The organism is Rhodoferax sp. GW822-FHT04A08, assembly GCF_058801025.1.
Map to the genome: position 1 here is coordinate 753,138 of NZ_JBXAMW010000001.1, position 18,744 is coordinate 771,881.

Consider the following 18,744-nt stretch of genomic DNA (forward strand, 5'->3'; position numbering starts at 1 on the left):
TCAAGATAAAGTCAGGGCTTCCACCTTAGGGAGGGTGGTTGTCATCAGGGGGAGAGGCATGAAAAACAAAGCGTGGCTGGCCGTGGCCGGTGCCAGCTTGGTACTGGCAGCATGCTCTACAGAGCAGCTCACACAGCACGCGATCAATCTGGCCCTGTCAAAAGACCCCAAGGCCATGCTGACCAGCATGGCTGAAAACAAGGTCGACTCCTACAAGCGGGACCCCAGGCAGTTGTTGGCTGATTTCGACCGGTTGCGCCAGGAATTGGCCAAGCTGTTTGGCAACGTCCGGGAGGAGAGCGAGAAGCAGTGGGGCAGCGAGGAAGCGCAAACCTTGCCCAGTCCCAAGAAGTACGTGAAGTACACCGAGCAGTACAAGAACCGCATCGTGGTGGACTATGAAAAATCCACCATCCGCATCGAGCACATCCAGGAACCACGGGCTGCCTTCAAAGTCCGCAATGCGGTCGTGGTTGCGTTGCTCACCCCCGAAGATCCCAAGTCCGCAGACGTGTTTTCGGACAGCGACGTGATTCTGGATGGACAGCCTTTCCTGCAAAGCCTTGTGCTGGACCAGAACCGCAAGGTCATGCAGACCCGCGAAGACGTGGAACGATTTGCCGATTACCTGTTGGCAAACAAGCTGCAGAACCGTCGCATCTCGGTGGGTGGCAATCCGGTGGATGTGGTCTACGTGCAGATCGACATGATTGGCTCCGAGGCAGATCGTCTGGCAGAAGCCAAGCTCAACCGCAAGCCGCCCAAAGGGCCAGTCAAGCCCGGCCAACCGGCTGATATGCGTCCGGATGCACGCGCCGGTGACCGCTCCGACCCCAACAACTACGCGACTGCGGACCGGATCGCCCCCAAGTTTCTGGATGCGGTGAACCGCTACGCGCAAAAGACCGGTGTTGATCCTGCGCTCATCTTCGGCATCATCTACCAGGAGAGTCGGTTCAATCCCAATGCGGTTTCGTCCGCAGAAGCCTACGGCATGATGCAGCTGGTTCCCAAGAGTGGTGGCGTCGAGGCCTTCCGCAAGGCCAAGGGTGAATCGGTCAAGCCGACCAAGGAATACCTGATGGACCCCGAAAACAACATCGAGCTGGGCGCCACCTACCTGGGCATGCTGCTGTTTGACTACTGGACCAAGGGGGTCAACAACATGCCGTCACGTGAGTACTGCGCGATTTCGGGCTACAACACCGGGCCGGGCAATGTGTCCCGCGCCTTTACCGGAAGTACCGGCAAGCTCGGGGAGGCCCAGGCCAAGGCCAACGCCATGGCGCCCGACGAGTTGTTTGACTTTCTGCGCGCCAACCTTCCCTATGCGGAAACGCGGGACTATCTGCTGCGTGTGTCGGCCGCCAGAAGGCACTACCAGCAAATGTTTTATGCCTCGAACTGAGCTTTACTGCGGTTTTACGCAGCGCGTGGCGACACTTCTGGAAAGCCCGGCTGCGGCTTGTGCACAATCCGGTGCATGTTGATACACCCACAAATTGATCCCGTAGCCCTTCAAATAGGTCCGCTGGCCGTGCATTGGTACGGCTTGACCTATCTGGTTGCCTTTGGCCTTTTCATGTTTCTGGCTGGCAGACGCCTGAGGCATGAACCCTACGCGAGCATGACCGGAGCCGCCGCGTGGAGCCGTAAGGACATCGAAGACTTTCTCTTCATCGGCGTGATGGGCGTGGTGTTGGGAGGGCGCATTGGCTACTGCCTTTTTTACAAGCCGGGTTATTACGCCAGCCATCCGTTGGAAGTGTTTGCCGTCTGGCAGGGGGGCATGAGTTTTCATGGCGGCATGCTGGGCGTGGTTGCTTCCATGGTCTGGTTTGCGCATTCGCGCGCCAAGCCCTTCTGGCAGGTGGCGGACTTTGTGGCGCCTTGTGTGCCAACCGGTCTGGCCTCGGGCCGGGTGGGCAATTTCATCAACGGTGAATTGTGGGGGCGCGTGGCTGACCCGTCTTTGCCGTGGGGCATGGTGTTCCGGGGCGCCGGTGACATGCCGCGCCACCCTTCGCAGATCTACCAGTTCCTGATGGAAGGGCTGTTGCTGTTCGTGCTGCTCTGGTGGTACGCCCGTACCGCGCCCCAGCAAGGCCGTGTGGCGGCGGCCTTTCTTTTCGGCTACGGCGTGTTTCGTTTCATTGCGGAGTTCTTCCGGGAGCCGGATGCCTTCCTCGGTCTTCTATCCTTCGGAATGAGTATGGGCCAGTGGTTGTGCGTACCCATGATTGCGGTGGGCGCTGGCCTATGGATCTTCTTTGGCAGAAAGGCCAGCGCGCGCTGAGTGACCCTGATGCAATCTGGTATCCGTCTGGAGCGTCGGGGCTCCATCGCCACCGTCATTCTCAACAGCCCTGACAAGCTCAATGCCATGTCGCGCGCGATGTGGCGTGAACTGAAGCAGGCGTTCGAGATATTGCAAGCGGATGCGGACGTGCGCTGTGTGCTGGTTCGCGGAGGGGGCAGCCATTTTTGTGCTGGTGGGGACATCGCCGAATATCCAGACTTCCGCTTCGATGAGGCCCTCTTGCAGACCTTTCACGAAGACGACGTGTGGGGCGCCCTGTCGGCCATGCTCGCTTGCGATGTGCCCGTCGTCGCGCAGATCAGCGGGGTTTGCATGGGGGCTGGCGTCGAGATCGCCAGTGCCTGTGACCTGCGGCTGGCAGCAGACGATGCCAAGTTCGGCGCGCCGATTGCCCGTTTGGGCTTTCCCATGGCACCGCGTGAAGCCGCCTTGGTGAGTGCCGCAGTAGGTGAAATGACGGCACGGGCCATGCTGCTTGCCGCCGAGGTCTTTCCGGCGGCGCACATGGCTGCACAGGGGTTCCTTACCCATGTGCTGCCGATGCATGAACTGGACGCAGCCTGCGAATCTCTGCTACAGCGCGTAGCAGGTCTGGCACCGCAAGCAGCCCGCCTGAACAAACAGACGCTGCGTGCACTACGCTCCGGCGCTCCGGTATCCTATGCCTACAGTTATGCCCCAAGCGCCGAGCACAGGGAAGGCATTGACGCATTCATTGCCAAACGCAAACCGCTTTTCTAGACATCTTCACCCGACATGGCTATGAGCACGCCTTCACCCAACGCCAATTTGTTTGCTGCCCTGCGTCAGGGGTTTCCTGCGGATCTGCAGTCTGTGGCCATTGAGACGGACAGCGGTCTGCTCTATTCATGGCAAGACCTGGAAGAGGCCACGGCCATGGTGGCCAATATGTTGGAGTCGCTGGACTTGCCAGCTGGCGCACGAATTGCCGCACAGGTTGACAAGTCGGTGGAAGCCCTGATCCTGTACCTGGCGACCTTGCGTGCTGGTTTGATCTACCTGCCGCTCAATACCGCGTACCAAAGTGCGGAAATGGCCTACTTCATCGGGGATGCCAAACCGGCGGTGGTGGTATGCACTGGCCGCAATTTCGGCTGGATCAGCAAGATGGCTTTTCAGGCGGGCACACGTTACGTCTTTACGCTCAACGATGACCGCACCGGCTCGCTGTTGGATCGCTCGGCGCAGTTTGGGCGTGAGCATGCAGTGATCCAGTGTTATGCAGACGACCTTGCCGCCATCATCTACACCAGTGGCACCACCGGGCGCAGCAAGGGCGCCATGCTGTCGCACGGCAACCTGCTGAGCAACGCGCGCGTGCTGCAAAAGGTCTGGGGCTGGAGGAGCGCAGAGCAGGGCGGTGATGTGCTGATCCACGCCTTGCCCATCTTCCATGTGCATGGTCTGTTCGTGGCCATACACGGTGCACTGCTCAATGGCAGCAAGATGATCTGGATGTCCCGGTTTGAGCCCCGTGTGGCGCTGCAATACTTTCCTCGGGCGACGGTGTTCATGGGTGTTCCAACGCTATACGTGCGTTTGTTGGGTGAGCCCGGGCTGCAACGCGAGGCCGTGCGCAACATGCGGTTGTTCATCTCGGGTTCGGCGCCGCTGCTGATTGAAACCTTTACCGATTGGCAGGCCCGTACCGGCCACACCATTTTGGAGCGCTACGGCATGAGTGAGACGGTCATGCTGACTTCCAACCCTTATTTCCCCCACGATGGTGAGCGCATTGGCGGCACTGTGGGACCGGCTCTGCCCGGCGTGAATCTGCGCGTGGTGGCAGATGACGGTACGGCCTTGCCTGCAGGTGAAGTAGGCCATATCCAGGTCAAGGGCCACAGTGTCTTCAAAGGTTACTGGAACATGCCAGAGAAGACCGCGGAGGAATTCACGGCCGACGGATTCTTCAAGACCGGCGACGTGGGGCGTATCGATGCAAACGGCTACGTCACCATCGTCGGGCGCAGCAAGGACCTGATCATCAGCGGCGGCTACAACGTCTATCCGGCCGAGATCGAAGGCTATATCAACGCCATGCCCGGCGTGGCCGAGAGCGCCGTGGTAGGCGTTCCGGATGCAGACTTCGGCGAGGTGGGTGTGGCAGTTGTCATTCCCAAGCCTGGAGCACAGGTATTGCCGTCGGCGATTCTGGCGGAGCTCAAGGCCTCATTGGCCAATTTCAAGATTCCCAAGCGCTGCGTGCTGGTTGCTGAATTGCCCCGCAATGCCATGGGCAAGGTTCAGAAGAACCTGCTGCGTCAGCAATACGCTGCGGCTTGAATCACCGGCCCTTGCGGCACGGCAACAGCTTGCGCTTTTGTCGGTCGGAGTGCCGTGTTTTCGGGCGTATTATTCTCCCGGGAGCCATAAGATTCAAAAACAATCGTATTGGGAGAGCGGCCGTGCGTGTATCTCAGCTAGTTCTCACCCATTCATGCCCCGAGCCGGCTGTACTGTCGCCACTGGCGTCGATTCAGCCACAGGTTGTTCTGGCGTTTGGCAGTGTTGCCACGCTGCGCGACAGCGCCAGTGTTTTGCGCCAGGTATTTGCACAAGCCCATATTGCCGGCTGCTCCACGGCTGGTGAAATTTCTCAGCGAGGCGTCAGCGACGCAAGCCTGGTGCTGACGGCACTGGCATTTGACAATTGCCATGTGGAGCAGGCCAGCACCGTGTTGGTTGGAATGCAGGACTCCTTCGCTGCAGGACAAAGACTGGCCAGTGGATTGCCTGCGGAAGGATTGCGCGCCATGTTGTTGCTTGGACAAGGCGTGCAGATCAATGGCAGTGCGCTGTTGGCCGGCATCGCTCAGGTGGTCGGGCCGCAGGTTCTCATCACGGGCGGCCTGGCTGGCGATGGCGGGGATTTCAAAGAGACCTGGGTACTGGACGATCAGGGAGTGAGTTGTGACCGCCTTGTGTGTCTGGGGTTCTACGGCTCGGCATTGCGCATATCGCATGGCTCGTTTGGCGGGTGGTCCACGTTTGGTCCGGCGCGCAAGGTCACCCGCAGTGACGGCAATGTCCTGTATGCGCTGGATGGCGAGTCGGCTTTGGAGGTCTACAAGCGCTATCTGGGAGAACATGCCAAAGCACTTCCGGCATCCGGCCTGTTGTTTCCTTTTGCCATGCTTGGCAAGGACCACAGTGTGCTGGGCTTGATCCGCACGATTCTGGGCGTCAATGAAAGCGAAGGAAGCCTGACCCTGGCTGGCGACATTGACCCGGACGGTTACCTCAAGTTGATGCATGCCAGCACGGACGGACTGGTGGACGGCGCCGTGGCTGCAGCGGTGGCGGCGCTACCGGATTCACCCCCTGCACGCCCTGGCCTTGCCGTGCTGGTGAGTTGCGTGGGGCGCAAACTGGTGATGGGAGGGCGGGTGGAGGAAGAGGTGGAGGCCGTGGCCGTGGCCGACGTGCTGGGGCCGCAGACCACGCTCAGTGGCTTTTACTCCTACGGAGAAATCAGCCCTTTCAACAAAGAAATGGATTGCAAACTGCACAACCAGACCATGACGATCACCTACTTTTCGGAAGCGGTCTGACGATGATGCGAGAGGAACTATGCACAGGCTGTTAGAGCGGCAAATCCGGCGGGCCCTGGGAGTCGGGCAGGCGCAGTGGGAGTCCGTTCAAGGGGAACTGGTGGGGCTGGCCTCCAGCGGCGGCCTGTCTCCCGAGGCCAGCGCCATATTGCGTGGATTGGCGCCGTTGCTGCTCCTGGTCGATGAAACCTATGCCCAGAACGACCGGGATCTGGAGCTCAAGACGCGCAGCCTGGAGTTGAGCTCTGCCGAGCTGACGCAGTCCAACGCAAAGCTGCGCGAAGAGCTTGCCAGCCGCACCCGTGCGATGGATTCCCTGCGCACCACAGCGCTCGGATTGATGGAGTTCGTCGATCTGGATGACGCAGCCTTCGTGGACGACAACCTGGAAAGCCTCTCGGCTTTGATGAGTGAACTGGTGCGGCAGAAGGAGGAAAGTCAGAAGGATTTGCACGCCGCGCTGACGGATCTGGCGCACCAGAAGTTCGCCCTGGACCAGCATGCCATCGTGAGCATCACGGACGTCAATGGCGTGATCACCTACGCCAATGACAAGTTCTGCCAGATCAGCGGCTATTCGCGGCAGGAAATATTGGGCCAGACGCACCGCCTGATCAATTCCGGGACGCACCACGCTTCCTTTTATGCCAGCATGTGGGCCACCATCTTGGCGGGCAAGGTCTGGCACGGCGAGATCTGCAACCGGGCCAAGTCCGGCAGTCTGTACTGGGTGAACGCGACGCTTGTGCCGCTCAGGGATGACGCCGGCAAGCCCACCTTCTTCATTGCCATTCGCACGGACATTACCGAACGCAAGCAGATGGAGTCCAACATCAAGGCTGCCGAAGCCCGGCTGCGCCGCATCACCAACACGGTGCCCGGCGTCGTGTTTCAGTGGCAGGCCGGCCTGGACTACGACCGGTTCACCTTTGTCAGTCCGCGCGTGAAGCAAGTGCTGGGGCTGGACGTCAAGGCCCTCAGGGAGGACGCGACGTTGATCATGCAGCAGGTACTGGAGGAAGACCGTCCCGCCATTCGCGAAGGCCTGATAGATGCCGTGCGCAACACGGCGCCGTGGAGAGGCGAATACCGGGTGCGCCTGCCGGATGGCTCGGTGCGATGGATGCGCTCCGAAATCAATCCGGACCCCGAGCGCACACCCGACGGTGCTGCCTTGTTTACCGGCATCTGGCAGGACGTTACCGAGCGCAAGGAGGCCGATGCGCGTTTGCGCGAAGTGACCGAGAAGGTGCCCGTGGCCATATTCCAGTACTACCTCGGCCCCAGGGGCTTTTATGTGGTGCCGTTCATGAGCCAGGCCATCAGCGCGATCTGCGGATTGCGTGCGGAAGACGTCATGCAAGACAGTCGTCTGCTGTTGCAGCAAGTGCATCCGGACGATCGCGTCTCCTTCGAGGCAAGCCTCGGGCCTGCCAGTGCGCAGGCGATGGTGCAGCACTTCGACTTTCGTCTGGTGCATCTGCAAACGAATGCAGTGGTTTGGGTGCACGGGGAGGCGCACCCAGGGCAGTTGCCACACGGTGCCTGGGTTTGGAACGGGTACCTGACCGACGTGACGGCATCCAAGGAAATTGCAGTGGAACTGCAGCGCGCCAAGGATCAGGCCGTGGCCGCCAGCCGTGCCAAATCGGACTTCCTGGCGAACATGAGCCATGAGATCCGCACGCCCATGAACGGTGTGCTGGGCATGGCTGAGCTGTTGCAGGACACGGTGCTGGATGCGGAGCAAGGCGAGTATGTGGGCATCATCAAGAGCTCTGCGGATGCCCTGCTGCGGGTCATCAACGATATTCTGGACTTTTCCAAGATCGAGGCGGGCAAGCTGCAGATCGAAAACATTCCTTTCAATCTGACGCAGACGCTGGACGAAACCATGAAGGCGGTTGCCCTGCGGGCGCGTGACAAAGGCTTGCAGATGCGCTGCGACATTGCGCCGGAATTGCCAAGGCTTGTCGTGGGCGACCCGGGACGGTTGCGCCAGATCCTCATGAATCTGCTAGGCAACGCAATCAAATTCACTGCCGAGGGGGAGGTCGTCACGCGTGTGGAGATGGCCGGTGAAGACCCAGCCGGGTTGATGCTGCATTTCTCGGTGAGTGACTCCGGCATTGGCATCGCTTCAGACAAACTCAAGAGTATTTTCGAAGCCTTCTCCCAGGAAGACAGTTCCACAACGCGACGCTTTGGTGGAACTGGTTTGGGTCTTACCATTTCGGCCCGACTGGTGCAGGCGTTGCACGGACAGATCTGGGTGGAGAGCGAGAGCGGGCGTGGCAGCGTATTCCACTTCACCATTCGCGTAGGTGTCGATCGCGACCGCGTTCAAGGCGCGATACCTACTGCTCCGGCGGTGCTTGCAGGTGCGCAGGCCCACCTGACTGGCAGTCGGGCGCTTCAGGTCCTGCTGGTGGAGGACAACGCGATCAACCAGAGGCTTGCCGTTGCGTTGCTGGAGCGCTGGGGCCACCACGTGCAGGTTGCCAACAACGGCAAGGTGGCTGTGGAGATGATCCAGGCGCACCCCTTCGATGTGGTGCTGATGGACATGCTGATGCCCGTGATGGACGGATTGGAGGCTACAGGTCTTATTCGGGCGCTGCCTGGGCCTGCCGCCCAGGTGCCCATCATTGCCATGACCGCCAATGCCATGGAGTCGGACCGGGAGCGGTGTATTGCCGCTGGCATGAATGACTACATTTCCAAGCCCATCAAGGCGTCTGAATTGCAGGAATTGCTGCAAGGCATGACAGCGGCTTCCGGTATGGCGGCCTCAGCTTTCCGGGAAAGCCAGGCGTTTGATTACGCATCCGGGCTGCGCTCCATGGATCAGGAAATACTGGAAATCGTCGCGCAGGCCTTTCTCGACCAATGGCCCGATGATCTGGCAAAGATTCACGCTGGTCTGAGTTCCGGGGCGATGGACCCGGTACACCACACGGCGCACGCCCTCAAGGCCACCCTGGCTATGTTCGAAGCGCTACCGGCGAGCGAGCTGGCCGCCCGCATGGAGTCCATGGCACGCCAGGGTGACCGGATTGGCGTTCAGGCGCTGGTGGAGCCATTTGAAGGCGAAGTGGCGTTGCTGCAGGCAGCATTGCGCAGCAGCTTGGGGCAATGAGGCAATACGGCGTCGTGATTCGGGCTAAGATGCCCTCAACCAGATACACCTACTGAAAAGCTGCAGTGCAACACGTTTTAATTGTCGATGACACAGAAATCAACCTGATTCTGTTCAGTGCACTGGTTAAGAAGCTCGACGACTGCGAAGCGCATGTGTTTGCGAACTCCCGGCAGGCGCTGGCTTGGACGCAGGACAATGTTCCTGACCTGATCATTGTGGACTACATGATGCCGGAGCTCGACGGGCTGGATTTCATTCGCCTGGTACGCGAGATGCCGGGGCGCAAGCTGGTGCCCATCCTCATGATTACGGCAAACGACCAGAAGCCGATCCGCTACCGCGCGCTGGACCTGGGGGCCAACGATTTCCTCACCAAGCCAATTGACAAGGTGGAGTTTCTGGCGCGTACCCGCAACATGCTGAGTTTGAACCAGGCACGTAAGCACATGGCGGACCATGCGTCCTGGCTGGCAGGCGAAGTGCGCAAAGCCACCAAGGAGATCATGGCCCGGGAGCGGGAAACCGTCTTTCGCCTGTCCAAAGCAGCGGAGTATCGTGATCCTGAAACCGGGGCACACATTCTGCGCATGGCGCACTTTTCGATGTTGATTGCGCGGGAGCTGGGTCTCTCGGAGGAAGACCAGCAGTTGCTGCTGGAGGCGGCTCCCATGCATGACATTGGCAAGGTGGGTATCCCGGACAAGATCCTGCTCAAGCCGGCACGTCTGAATGAGCAGGAGTTTGAGGTCATGAAGCAACACGCCGTGTTTGGCTATGAGTTGCTCAGCGGCAGCAGTTCCAAACTCCTGCAAGCGGGCGCCGACATTGCCCGCGGTCACCATGAGAAATTTGATGGCTCAGGCTATCCGTATGGCCTCAAGGGTGAACAAATCCCTATTTTCAGCCGCATCGTTGCGGTGGCCGATGTGTTCGATGCACTGACCTCCGAGCGCCCGTACAAAAAGGCGTGGGAAGTGCCGGTGGCCGTCGATTTCCTCAAGAAGGGAAGAGGGACCCATTTCGATCCGGCGTGCGTAGATGCCTTTTTGCGCGCCTGGGACGAAGTGGAGAAGGTGCGCAGCAAATATCGGGAAGATCAGCTCATTTCTCTGGATTTGTAGTGTCGAAAGCAGGTTCATTGCTTTCATCTTGATTTGAATCAAGCTACTATCCTCCGCGAACGGCACACTATGCACCATGCCCAGTGCTACGTTGGAACCGATTGCAGCCTTGTCACCCGACCCGCGTACGCCGGTGGGTAGTTCTGCGCCCCTGGTTCCACTGGAGCCCCACAGCCAAGAGTCTCTGCACCTGCTGGATGAGCCGCAGGAGTGGAGTGCATTCAGCCGACCGTCTGCCAAATTTCCCGGGTGCTGGGAGTCCAACGTCGTAATTGAAGGCATGCATTGCGCAGCCTGCAGTTTCACCGTGGAAGATGCAATTGCAGCGGTGCCTGGTGTAGTGCAGGTGCAGGTCAGTGCGGCCAGTCACCGTGCCAAGGTGCTGTGGTCGCCACAGGACGTCAAGCCCTCTGCCTGGATGCAGGCGGTGCAGGGGCGTGGCTATCGCGCAATGCCGGGCAACGATGTATTTGCAAGCGAGAGGCGACGCGTGGAAACGCGCAAAGCCTTGTGGCGTTGGCTGGTGGCAGGCCTGTGCATGATGCAGGTGATGATGTACGCCTATCCGGCCTACACCGCCCATCCCGGAGATCTGTCCGGCGAGATGGAGCAGTTGTTGCGCTGGGCTTCCTGGGTTCTCTCTCTGCCGGTCATGCTGTTCTCCTGCGGGCCGTTCTTCGGCAATGCCCTGCGTGACCTGCGTCGCGGCAGCATCAGCATGGATCTTCCCGTGGCGTTGGGCATTGCCATCACGTTTGCAGTTAGTACCTTCGGCACCTTCGAGCCTGCAAGCGTGTTCGGTCGCGAAGTGTATTTCGACTCGCTGACCATGTTTGTGTTCTTCCTGCTTACCGGTCGCTGGCTTGAATTGCGGCTGAGGGACAAGACGGCCGGGTCGCTGGAAGTGCTGATGAATCGCTTGCCGGAAAGCCTGGAGCGCTTGAATGCACAGGGCGCTTTTGAGCGTGTGGCCGTGCGCCGATTGCTGGTGGGCGACCTGGTGCGCGTGCACCCAGGTGAAGCCTTTGCGGCCGATGGCATGGTGGAGCAGGGTGAAACCCTGGTGGATGAAGCCTTGCTGACGGGTGAATCGCATGCATTGCAGCGCGGTCCGGGATCGCAGGTGGTCGCCGGAAGCCACAACCTGAGCAGTACGGTGCAGGTGCGGGTGCAGGCGCTGGGTCAGGACACCCGGTTTGGTCAGATTGTGGACTTGATGCAAAGTGCGTCAACCACCAAACCGCGTACCGCTCAACTGGCCGACCGCATGGCCAAGCCTTTTCTCGTCGGTGTGCTGCTGGCTGCTGTACTGGCCTGTCTGTGGTGGTGGCAGACCGACCCCGAACGCGCCCTCATGGTGGCTGTGTCGGTGCTGGTGGTGACTTGTCCCTGCGCACTGTCGCTGGCGACGCCGGCTGCCATGTTGGCCGCAGCCGGCAATATGGCCAGGAGCGGCGTGCTCGTGCGCAACTTGCAGGCGTTGGAGGCACTTTCCGAAGTGGACACCGTGGTCTTCGACAAGACGGGCACGTTGACACGGGATACCTTGGCCTTGGCATATGTACAGACCCGCGCAGGAGTTTCCACCGCTCAGGCGGTTCAAATGGCCTCTGCGCTTGCGAAGTATTCATTGCACCCGGTTTCTAGGGCGCTTGTGGAGGCCGGTCTGCGGGACGTCTATAGCGCGACAGGCTGGTCCAGCGAAGGTGTTACCGAGCGGGCTGGGCAGGGCGTGGAAGGAATCGTGACCCTGGTTTCGGGCAATGCCGTCGAGCCTCTGAGCCTGCGTCTGGGGTCTGCCGCATTTTGCGGCGTCGCTTCCGAAGCGGCAGACTCGCCGCGCGTTTATTTGGCTGATCAACGGGGCTGGCTGGCAACATTCGAGGTCCGCGAGGAGTTGCGCGGTGAAGCGGCTGCAGCCATTGCCGCATTGCACTCGGCAGGTTTGCAGGTCCATTTGCTGTCCGGTGACTCGGAAGACTCGGTGCGCAGTGTGGCGTCCGAAGTTGGTATCGCGCACGCACGGGGCGGCTGTTCGCCAGCAGACAAGTTGGCAGCATTGCGTGCCATGCAGTCTGAAGGTCACCACGTGCTGATGGTGGGTGACGGTCTGAATGATGGCCCCGTGTTGGCAGGTGCGCACGTGTCATTTGCATTTGGCAAGGCAGTGCCGCTGGCGCAGGCACAATCGGACTTTGTCGTTCTGGGGGATCAGCTGATGTCGGTAGTGCATTCGGTCCTGCTGGCGCGCAAGACATTGTCGGTGGTGCGTCAGAACCTGATTTGGGCACTGCTATACAACGCGGCCTGCGTACCCTTGGCCATTGCCGGTTTGCTTCCAGCCTGGCTTGCCGGTCTGGGCATGGCGTGCAGCTCTTTGGTAGTCGTTGCCAATGCATTGCGACTCTCCCGTGTGGAGAGTCTGCACAAAGGAATCTAATGGACATTCTTTATTTATTGATCCCGCTCTCAGTGGTGCTGGTGTTTTTCATCCTGGGGGGGCTCTGGTGGGCGATTGATCGCGGCCAGTTTGAAGACATCGACCGCGAAGGTGAGCGGATCCTGAAAGATTCGTGAAAGTATCCAGGTCGTTTCACAGGTATTCTCAGAAATTAGCAATGTTTCTTGTAGGGCTTTGATTTTGGTCAACCCCCTTTACGTCCCTTAACAAGAAACTCGGCACAGCGTTTTTATAGAAGAGGTAACTATGGCATTTGCAAATCAGAAAGCCGAGCTATACAACGATACAGTTGTAAGGCAGTTCGCCGTCATGACGGTGGTTTGGGGGGTCGTGGGTATGCTGGTTGGCGTCATCATCGCCGCCCAACTGGCATGGCCCGAGCTCAATCTGGGGATCCCCTGGCTCACGTATGGGCGGCTGCGTCCGTTGCACACCAATGCGGTGATTTTCGCTTTTGGCGGTTGCGGTCTTTTCGCAACCTGCTACTACGTGGTGCAGCGCACTTGCCAGGTTCGTATCTTCAGCGACAAACTGGCCGCTTTCACTTTCTGGGGATGGCAACTGGTCATTCTGCTGGCCGCCATCTCTTTGCCGCTTGGTTACACCGCCGGCAAGGAATACGCCGAGCTGGAGTGGCCCATCGACATCCTGATCACCGTGGTCTGGGTGGCGTTTGCCGTAGTCTTCTTCGGCACGGTGGGTACCCGCAAGGTGCGCCATATCTACGTGGCCAACTGGTTCTACGGTGCCTTCATTCTGGCTGTGGCGATTCTGCACTTGGTCAACAGTGCGGAAATCCCGGTCGGCCCCATGAAGTCCTACTCGGCCTATGCCGGTGTGCAGGACGCCATGGTGCAATGGTGGTACGGCCACAATGCGGTGGGCTTCTTCCTGACAGCAGGCTTCCTGGGCATGATGTACTACTTCATTCCCAAGCAAGCTGGTCGTCCGGTCTACTCTTACCGTCTGTCCATCGTCCACTTCTGGGCGCTGATCTTCACGTACATGTGGGCGGGTCCTCACCACCTGCACTACACCGCTCTGCCTGACTGGACCCAGTCCGTCGGTATGGTGTTCTCTCTGATTCTGCTGGCTCCCAGCTGGGGCGGCATGATCAACGGCATCATGACTTTGTCCGGCGCATGGCACAAACTGCGTGACGACCCGATCCTGCGCTTCCTGATCGTGTCCCTGTCCTTCTACGGCATGTCGACCTTCGAAGGTCCGATGATGTCCATCAAGACCGTCAACGCCCTGAGCCACTACACCGACTGGACCGTGGGCCACGTGCACTCCGGTGCTCTGGGCTGGGTGGGTCTGGTGACCATGGGTTCCATGTACTACCTGATTCCGAAGCTGTTCGGTCAGAAGCAGATGTACAGCGCCAAGGCTGTTGAAGTGCACTTCTGGACTGCCACCATCGGTATCGTGATCTACATCGCTGCGATGTGGATTGCCGGTGTGATGCAAGGTCTGATGTGGCGTGCCATCAACCCCGACGGCACCCTGACCTACACCTTCGTGGAAGCTGTGAAGGCAACCTATCCCTTCTACGTTCTGCGTCTGCTGGGTGGTCTGCTGTACCTGACCGGTATGGTGATCATGCTGTGGAACACCCTGATGACTGCTACCAAGGGCCGCGCCGTGAGCGTTGAAGTGCCTACCGCTGTGGCTCACGCTTGAAGGAAATAGAAACATGTCCAATAACACTTCCGGCCTGTCTCACGAAAAGATCGAGACAAGCAACTTTTTGATGATCGTGCTGATCCTGATCGTTCTGCTGTTTGGTGGTCTTGTGGAAATTGTTCCCCTGTTCTTCCAGAAGTCGACGACAGAGCCGCTCAAGGGCGTTCAGCCCTACACCGCACTGCAACTGGCTGGCCGCGACATTTACACCCGTGAAGGTTGCTACAACTGCCACTCGCAGATGATTCGTCCCTTCCGCGCAGAAACCCTGCGCTACGGACACTACTCGGTGGCCGGCGAGTCGGTGTACGACCACCCCTTCCAATGGGGTAGCAAGCGCACTGGTCCTGACCTGGCCCGCGTGGGTGCCAAGTACAGCGATGAATGGCACCGCATTCACCTGACCAATCCGCGCGACGTGGTTCCTGAATCCAACATGCCAGCCTACCCCTGGCTGGCCAAGAACCTGGTAGATGCTGAAGTGATGCCAGCGCACATGGCTGGTTTGCGCAAGGTTGGTGTGCCTTATACCGATGAGCAAATTGCCAAGTCGGTTGAGGAAGTCAAGGGCAAGACCGAGCTGGAAGCCGTGATTGCCTATCTGCAGTCCCTGGGACTGGCGCTGCGCTGAAAACGCTGGAGACCGACATGGATTTTGATATCAACACCCTGCGTGCCTTGGCAACTCTGGTCAGCTTTGTCACGTTCATTGGAATTGTGTGGTGGGCTTGGTCCAAGCGTCGCTCCAACGACTTTTCTGAAGCAGCCAATTTGCCCTTTCAGCAAGACTGATCTACCCCAATAGGATTCATCATGAGTGACTTTGTAAGTAATTTTTGGTCCGTGTATGTGGCTGGCATTACTATTTTTTCCATAGCGGCCTGCGTGTTGCTGCTGTGGTTCAGTGGTAAAGCCAAGGCAATGACCTCCCACGACAACACCACCGGACACGTGTGGGACGGCGACCTGCGTGAAATGAACAACCCCCTGCCACGCTGGTGGGTGGGCCTGTTCGTCATCACCATCATCTTTGCAGCCGTGTACCTGTCTCTGTACCCCGGTCTGGGCAGCTCTCCTGGCAGCTCCGGCTGGACGTCGCATGGACAGTATGACGCCGAGGTTGCCAAGGGCAATGCTGAAGTGGCGCCTATCTACGCCAAGTTCATGGCCATGAAGGTGGAAGACGTTGCCAAGGATCCTCAGGCACATGCCATTGGTGAGCGTCTGTTCATGAACAACTGCTCGCAGTGCCATGGCTCCGATGCGCGTGGCGGCAAGGGCTTCCCCAACCTGACTGACAATGATTGGCTCCATGGTGGCACACCCGAGAAAATCGTGGAAACCATCACCAAGGGCCGTGTTGGCAACATGCCTTCGATGGCAGCCGCAGTGGGCACTTCTGACGACGTCAAGAATGTTGCCAACTATGTGCTGAGCCTGTCTGGCAGCCCGCACGACTCCGTGCGTGCCAACCTGGGCAAGGAAAAGTTCGGTGTGTGCGCTGCATGCCACGGCCCAGACGGTAAGGGTATGCAAGCGGTGGGCTCTGCCAACCTGACCGACAACATCTGGTTGCACGGTTTTGGTGAGCAGGCCATCATCAACATGATCACCAACGGCAAGACCAACATCATGCCCGCCCAGGAAAATAAGCTCAGTCCTGAGCAGATCCATGTTGTGGCTTCTTATGTCTGGGGTCTGTCCAACCTGGGCACTGCTCAGCAGTAAGTCGACTCAGTAGCAGCTTCTACCCTGGCAGTGTTTCGAGTCCTGACTCGAAGTCCTGCCGGGGTTTTCTCTTTCAAGTATTGAATGCAAGGAACCGATATGAGTCAGCTCGCCAATGCACCAGAAGCCCAACCATGGTGGAAGTTCGGTCACGTATGGATGGTTGTGGCAGGTCCTGCCATCGTTGTTGTGGCAAGTTTTATCACGCTGTATCTGGCCATCAGCCGACCAGATCCTGTAACGGATGAAAACTACTACCAGAAGGGACTGGAAATCAACAAGACGCTAGGTGGTACACCGTCCAGTGCCGCACCTGCGATGGCTGCAAGAAATCACGCAGCTACTGGCGTCCCCAAGCCCGTGGACGCCCCCTGAACGCTACTTAGCTGCAAACCTTCGGGTTGACGATTTCACGCAGCGCGTCCGTGTTCAGAATGCGGACGTGGCGTTGTTTGACCTCGACGATGTTTTCTTCGACGAACTTGGAGAAGGTGCGGCTGACCGTCTCCAGCTTGAGGCCCAGGTAGCTGCCAATTTCTTCACGCGTCATGCGCAGGACCAGCTCCGATTGAGAGAATCCGCGAGCGTGCAGACGCTGCACCAGGTTGAGCAGGAACGCCGCCAGGCGTTCTTCAGCGCGCATACTTCCGAGCAGAAGCATCACGCCATTTTCGCGCACGATTTCCCGGCTCAGAATTTTGTGCACGTGGCGCTGCAGTGCTGAAACCTCGCGCGACAGTTCCTCGATTTTCTCAAACGGCATGACGCACACTTCTGCGTCTTCCAGTGCTACGGCGTCGCAGGTGTGGTGCTCCTGGACGATGCCGTCCAGGCCAACAATTTCGCCTGCCATCTGAAAACCCGTCACTTGGTCGCGGCCATCTTCGGAGGCAACGCAGGTCTTGAAGAAACCTGTGCGGATCGCATACAGGCTGGTGAATCTCTCGCCATTGCGAAACAGTGTGGCGCCGCGCTTGACTTTGCGGCGACTGCCCACCACTTCGTCAATACGCTCCAATTCGGAAGGGGTCAGCCCCAAGGGCATACACAGTTCACGCAGATTGCAGTTGGAACAAGCGACCTTGATGCCGTGGGCACTCATTTCAACCACGTTGCCCGCCGGCCTGATGGAAATCGCGGGATGGGCTTCATCCGGTAGATATGCGTTCATGTGTTCTTCCTTATCTCACCTGATCCAAATCAATTATGAACCTAAATTTCGAAATGTCATGTATTCGAGACCTTGATTCACATCAAACTATCTGTTTGCATCTTCAGGCACATTGTCGGGGATATGTCCTGGAGTACCTATGAATTCTGTCGTATCCCCCGTCACCGAAGACTTGCTGCGCCAATACGACGTTTCCGGCCCGCGCTACACCTCGTATCCTACCGCCGACCGCTTCGTTGAGGCCTTCAATGCAGAAGATTATTCTCAGGCACTGACACAACGCCGCAGCGGGCCTGCTGCTTTGGCGTTGCCGCTTTCGCTTTACATACATATCCCATTCTGCGAGTCGCTGTGCTATTACTGCGCATGCAACAAGATCATCACCAAGCACCACGAAAAGGCTGCCGAATACCTGACCTACCTGGAAAAAGAGGTGGCTTTGCATACCCAGTTGATTGGAACTGCACAGTCCGTAAGTCAGTTGCACCTGGGCGGAGGCAGCCCCACCTTTCTGAGCGACGATGAGCTTCGCGCCGTCATGGCGATGCTCAAGCGCAATTTCACCTTTGTCCCCGGTGGGGAATATTCCATTGAAATAGATCCCCGCACCATCGATGCCAAGCGGCTGGATACCCTGGCCGAGCTGGGCTTCAACCGCCTGAGCTTCGGCGTGCAGGATTTTGACCCTGCGGTCCAGAAGGCCGTGCACCGTGTGCAGCCAGCCGAGCAGGTCTTCTCCTTGGTGGCAGATGCGCGCAGCCGTGGGTTTGAATCCATCAATGTAGATCTCATCTACGGCCTGCCCAAGCAAAGCCCTGAGTCGATTGAGCGGACCATTGCCCAGATCATCGAGCTGCGTCCGGATCGCATCGCTTTGTACGCCTACGCCCATCTGCCGGAACGCTTCAAACCGCAGCGCCGCATCAACATTGCCGAGATACCGAGCGGCGGCTCCAAGATTTCCATGCTGTCGCGTTCCATGGCCGCACTGATGGAGGCCGGCTACGTCTATGTGGGCATGGACCATTTCGCCTTGCCGGACGACGCGCTGGCCGTGGCTAAGCGCCAGGGACGTTTGCATCGCAACTTCCAGGGCTACAGCACGCAGCCCGATTGCGATCTGATCGCCCTGGGTGTATCGAGCATTGGGCGAATCGGCGCTACCTACAGCCAGAATGCCAAGACGCTGGAAGAGTATTACGACGCCCTGGACCAGCGGCGCTTTCCCATTGTTCGCGGGTTGGCCTTGACCCGGGACGATCTGGTGCGTCGAGCCGTCATCATGGCGCTTATGTGCCAGGGGCAGGTTCAATATGAATCGATTGAGCTGGCCTACCTGATCGAGTTCAACAGCTACTTTGCCAAGGAGTTGGAAGTCCTGCGTACGCTGGTGGACCAAGGTTTGGTGGTGCTGGAGGAAAGTGCGATCCAGGTCACCGCCAAGGGCTGGTTCTTCGTGCGTGCCGTGGCCATGGTGTTTGACCGCTACCTGCAAACTGACCGTACCCGCGCCAAGTTCTCCAAGATCATTTAGCATCGA

16 protein-coding genes are annotated in these 18,744 nt (G+C 58.7%); 15 read left to right on the forward strand and 1 reads right to left on the reverse strand.

Annotated elements, in window-relative coordinates; genetic code table 11:
* The first annotated feature begins 58 nt into the window (after positions 1-58).
* From AC1RMF_RS03535 to AC1RMF_RS03600, 14 genes are all read left to right on the forward strand, one after another.
* On the forward strand, positions 59-1,408 hold the full coding sequence (locus tag AC1RMF_RS03535) for a murein transglycosylase domain-containing protein (RefSeq protein ID WP_493139570.1): 1,350 nt from the start codon (positions 59-61) through the stop codon (positions 1,406-1,408).
* A 75-nt stretch (positions 1,409-1,483) separates the two neighbouring features.
* Complete coding sequence (lgt, locus tag AC1RMF_RS03540; RefSeq protein ID WP_493139572.1) at positions 1,484-2,296, forward strand: prolipoprotein diacylglyceryl transferase; 813 nt, start codon at positions 1,484-1,486, stop codon at positions 2,294-2,296.
* A 9-nt stretch (positions 2,297-2,305) separates the two neighbouring features.
* A complete protein-coding gene (locus tag AC1RMF_RS03545) occupies positions 2,306-3,061 on the forward strand; it encodes an enoyl-CoA hydratase/isomerase family protein (RefSeq protein ID WP_493139574.1) in 756 nt (251 codons plus the stop codon).
* 21 nt (positions 3,062-3,082) lie between these two features.
* Positions 3,083-4,627, forward strand: a complete 1,545-nt coding sequence (locus AC1RMF_RS03550; protein WP_493139576.1) for a malonate--CoA ligase — start codon at positions 3,083-3,085, stop codon at positions 4,625-4,627.
* Positions 4,628-4,749: 122 nt separating this feature from the next.
* Complete coding sequence (locus AC1RMF_RS03555; protein WP_493139578.1) at positions 4,750-5,895, forward strand: FIST signal transduction protein; 1,146 nt, start codon at positions 4,750-4,752, stop codon at positions 5,893-5,895.
* Positions 5,896-5,914: 19 nt separating this feature from the next.
* Positions 5,915-9,034: a hybrid sensor histidine kinase/response regulator gene (locus AC1RMF_RS03560; protein WP_493139580.1), complete on the forward strand. Its 3,120-nt coding sequence runs from the start codon at positions 5,915-5,917 to the stop codon at positions 9,032-9,034.
* A 65-nt stretch (positions 9,035-9,099) separates the two neighbouring features.
* The gene (locus AC1RMF_RS03565; protein WP_342617289.1) at positions 9,100-10,158 is read left to right on the forward strand and encodes an HD domain-containing phosphohydrolase; all 1,059 of its coding nucleotides are present in this window, start codon (positions 9,100-9,102) and stop codon (positions 10,156-10,158) included.
* A gap of 76 nt (positions 10,159-10,234) precedes the next feature.
* A complete protein-coding gene (locus AC1RMF_RS03570) occupies positions 10,235-12,598 on the forward strand; it encodes a heavy metal translocating P-type ATPase (RefSeq protein WP_493139583.1) in 2,364 nt (787 codons plus the stop codon).
* A complete protein-coding gene (gene ccoS / locus AC1RMF_RS03575; RefSeq protein ID WP_493139584.1) occupies positions 12,598-12,735 on the forward strand; it encodes a cbb3-type cytochrome oxidase assembly protein CcoS in 138 nt (45 codons plus the stop codon). Before AC1RMF_RS03570 ends, ccoS begins: the two co-directional genes overlap by 1 nt.
* Before the next feature lie 130 nt (positions 12,736-12,865).
* A complete protein-coding gene (gene ccoN, locus AC1RMF_RS03580; protein WP_342617292.1) occupies positions 12,866-14,302 on the forward strand; it encodes a cytochrome-c oxidase, cbb3-type subunit I in 1,437 nt (478 codons plus the stop codon).
* A 13-nt stretch (positions 14,303-14,315) separates the two neighbouring features.
* Entirely contained in the window at positions 14,316-14,936 is a 621-nt protein-coding gene (ccoO, locus tag AC1RMF_RS03585; RefSeq protein ID WP_342617293.1) for a cytochrome-c oxidase, cbb3-type subunit II, read from the forward strand.
* Between the two features lie 17 nt (positions 14,937-14,953).
* Positions 14,954-15,097, forward strand: a complete 144-nt coding sequence (locus tag AC1RMF_RS03590; RefSeq protein ID WP_342617294.1) for a cbb3-type cytochrome oxidase subunit 3 — start codon at positions 14,954-14,956, stop codon at positions 15,095-15,097.
* 21 nt (positions 15,098-15,118) lie between these two features.
* Positions 15,119-16,033, forward strand: coding sequence for a cytochrome-c oxidase, cbb3-type subunit III (ccoP, locus tag AC1RMF_RS03595; protein WP_342617295.1), 915 nt, complete (start codon positions 15,119-15,121; stop codon positions 16,031-16,033).
* A 99-nt stretch (positions 16,034-16,132) separates the two neighbouring features.
* A complete protein-coding gene (locus AC1RMF_RS03600) occupies positions 16,133-16,408 on the forward strand; it encodes a FixH family protein (RefSeq protein ID WP_493139587.1) in 276 nt (91 codons plus the stop codon).
* A gap of 7 nt (positions 16,409-16,415) precedes the next feature.
* Here AC1RMF_RS03600 and fnr read toward each other — a convergent pair whose 3' ends face one another.
* Positions 16,416-17,135: a fumarate/nitrate reduction transcriptional regulator Fnr gene (gene fnr / locus AC1RMF_RS03605; protein WP_342621140.1), complete on the reverse strand. Its 720-nt coding sequence runs from the start codon at positions 17,133-17,135 to the stop codon at positions 16,416-16,418.
* 208 nt (positions 17,136-17,343) lie between these two features.
* Here fnr and hemN point away from each other — a divergent pair, with 208 nt between their 5' ends.
* The gene (gene hemN, locus AC1RMF_RS03610) at positions 17,344-18,738 is read left to right on the forward strand and encodes an oxygen-independent coproporphyrinogen III oxidase (RefSeq protein ID WP_493139589.1); all 1,395 of its coding nucleotides are present in this window, start codon (positions 17,344-17,346) and stop codon (positions 18,736-18,738) included.
* Positions 18,739-18,744 lie beyond the last annotated feature (6 nt).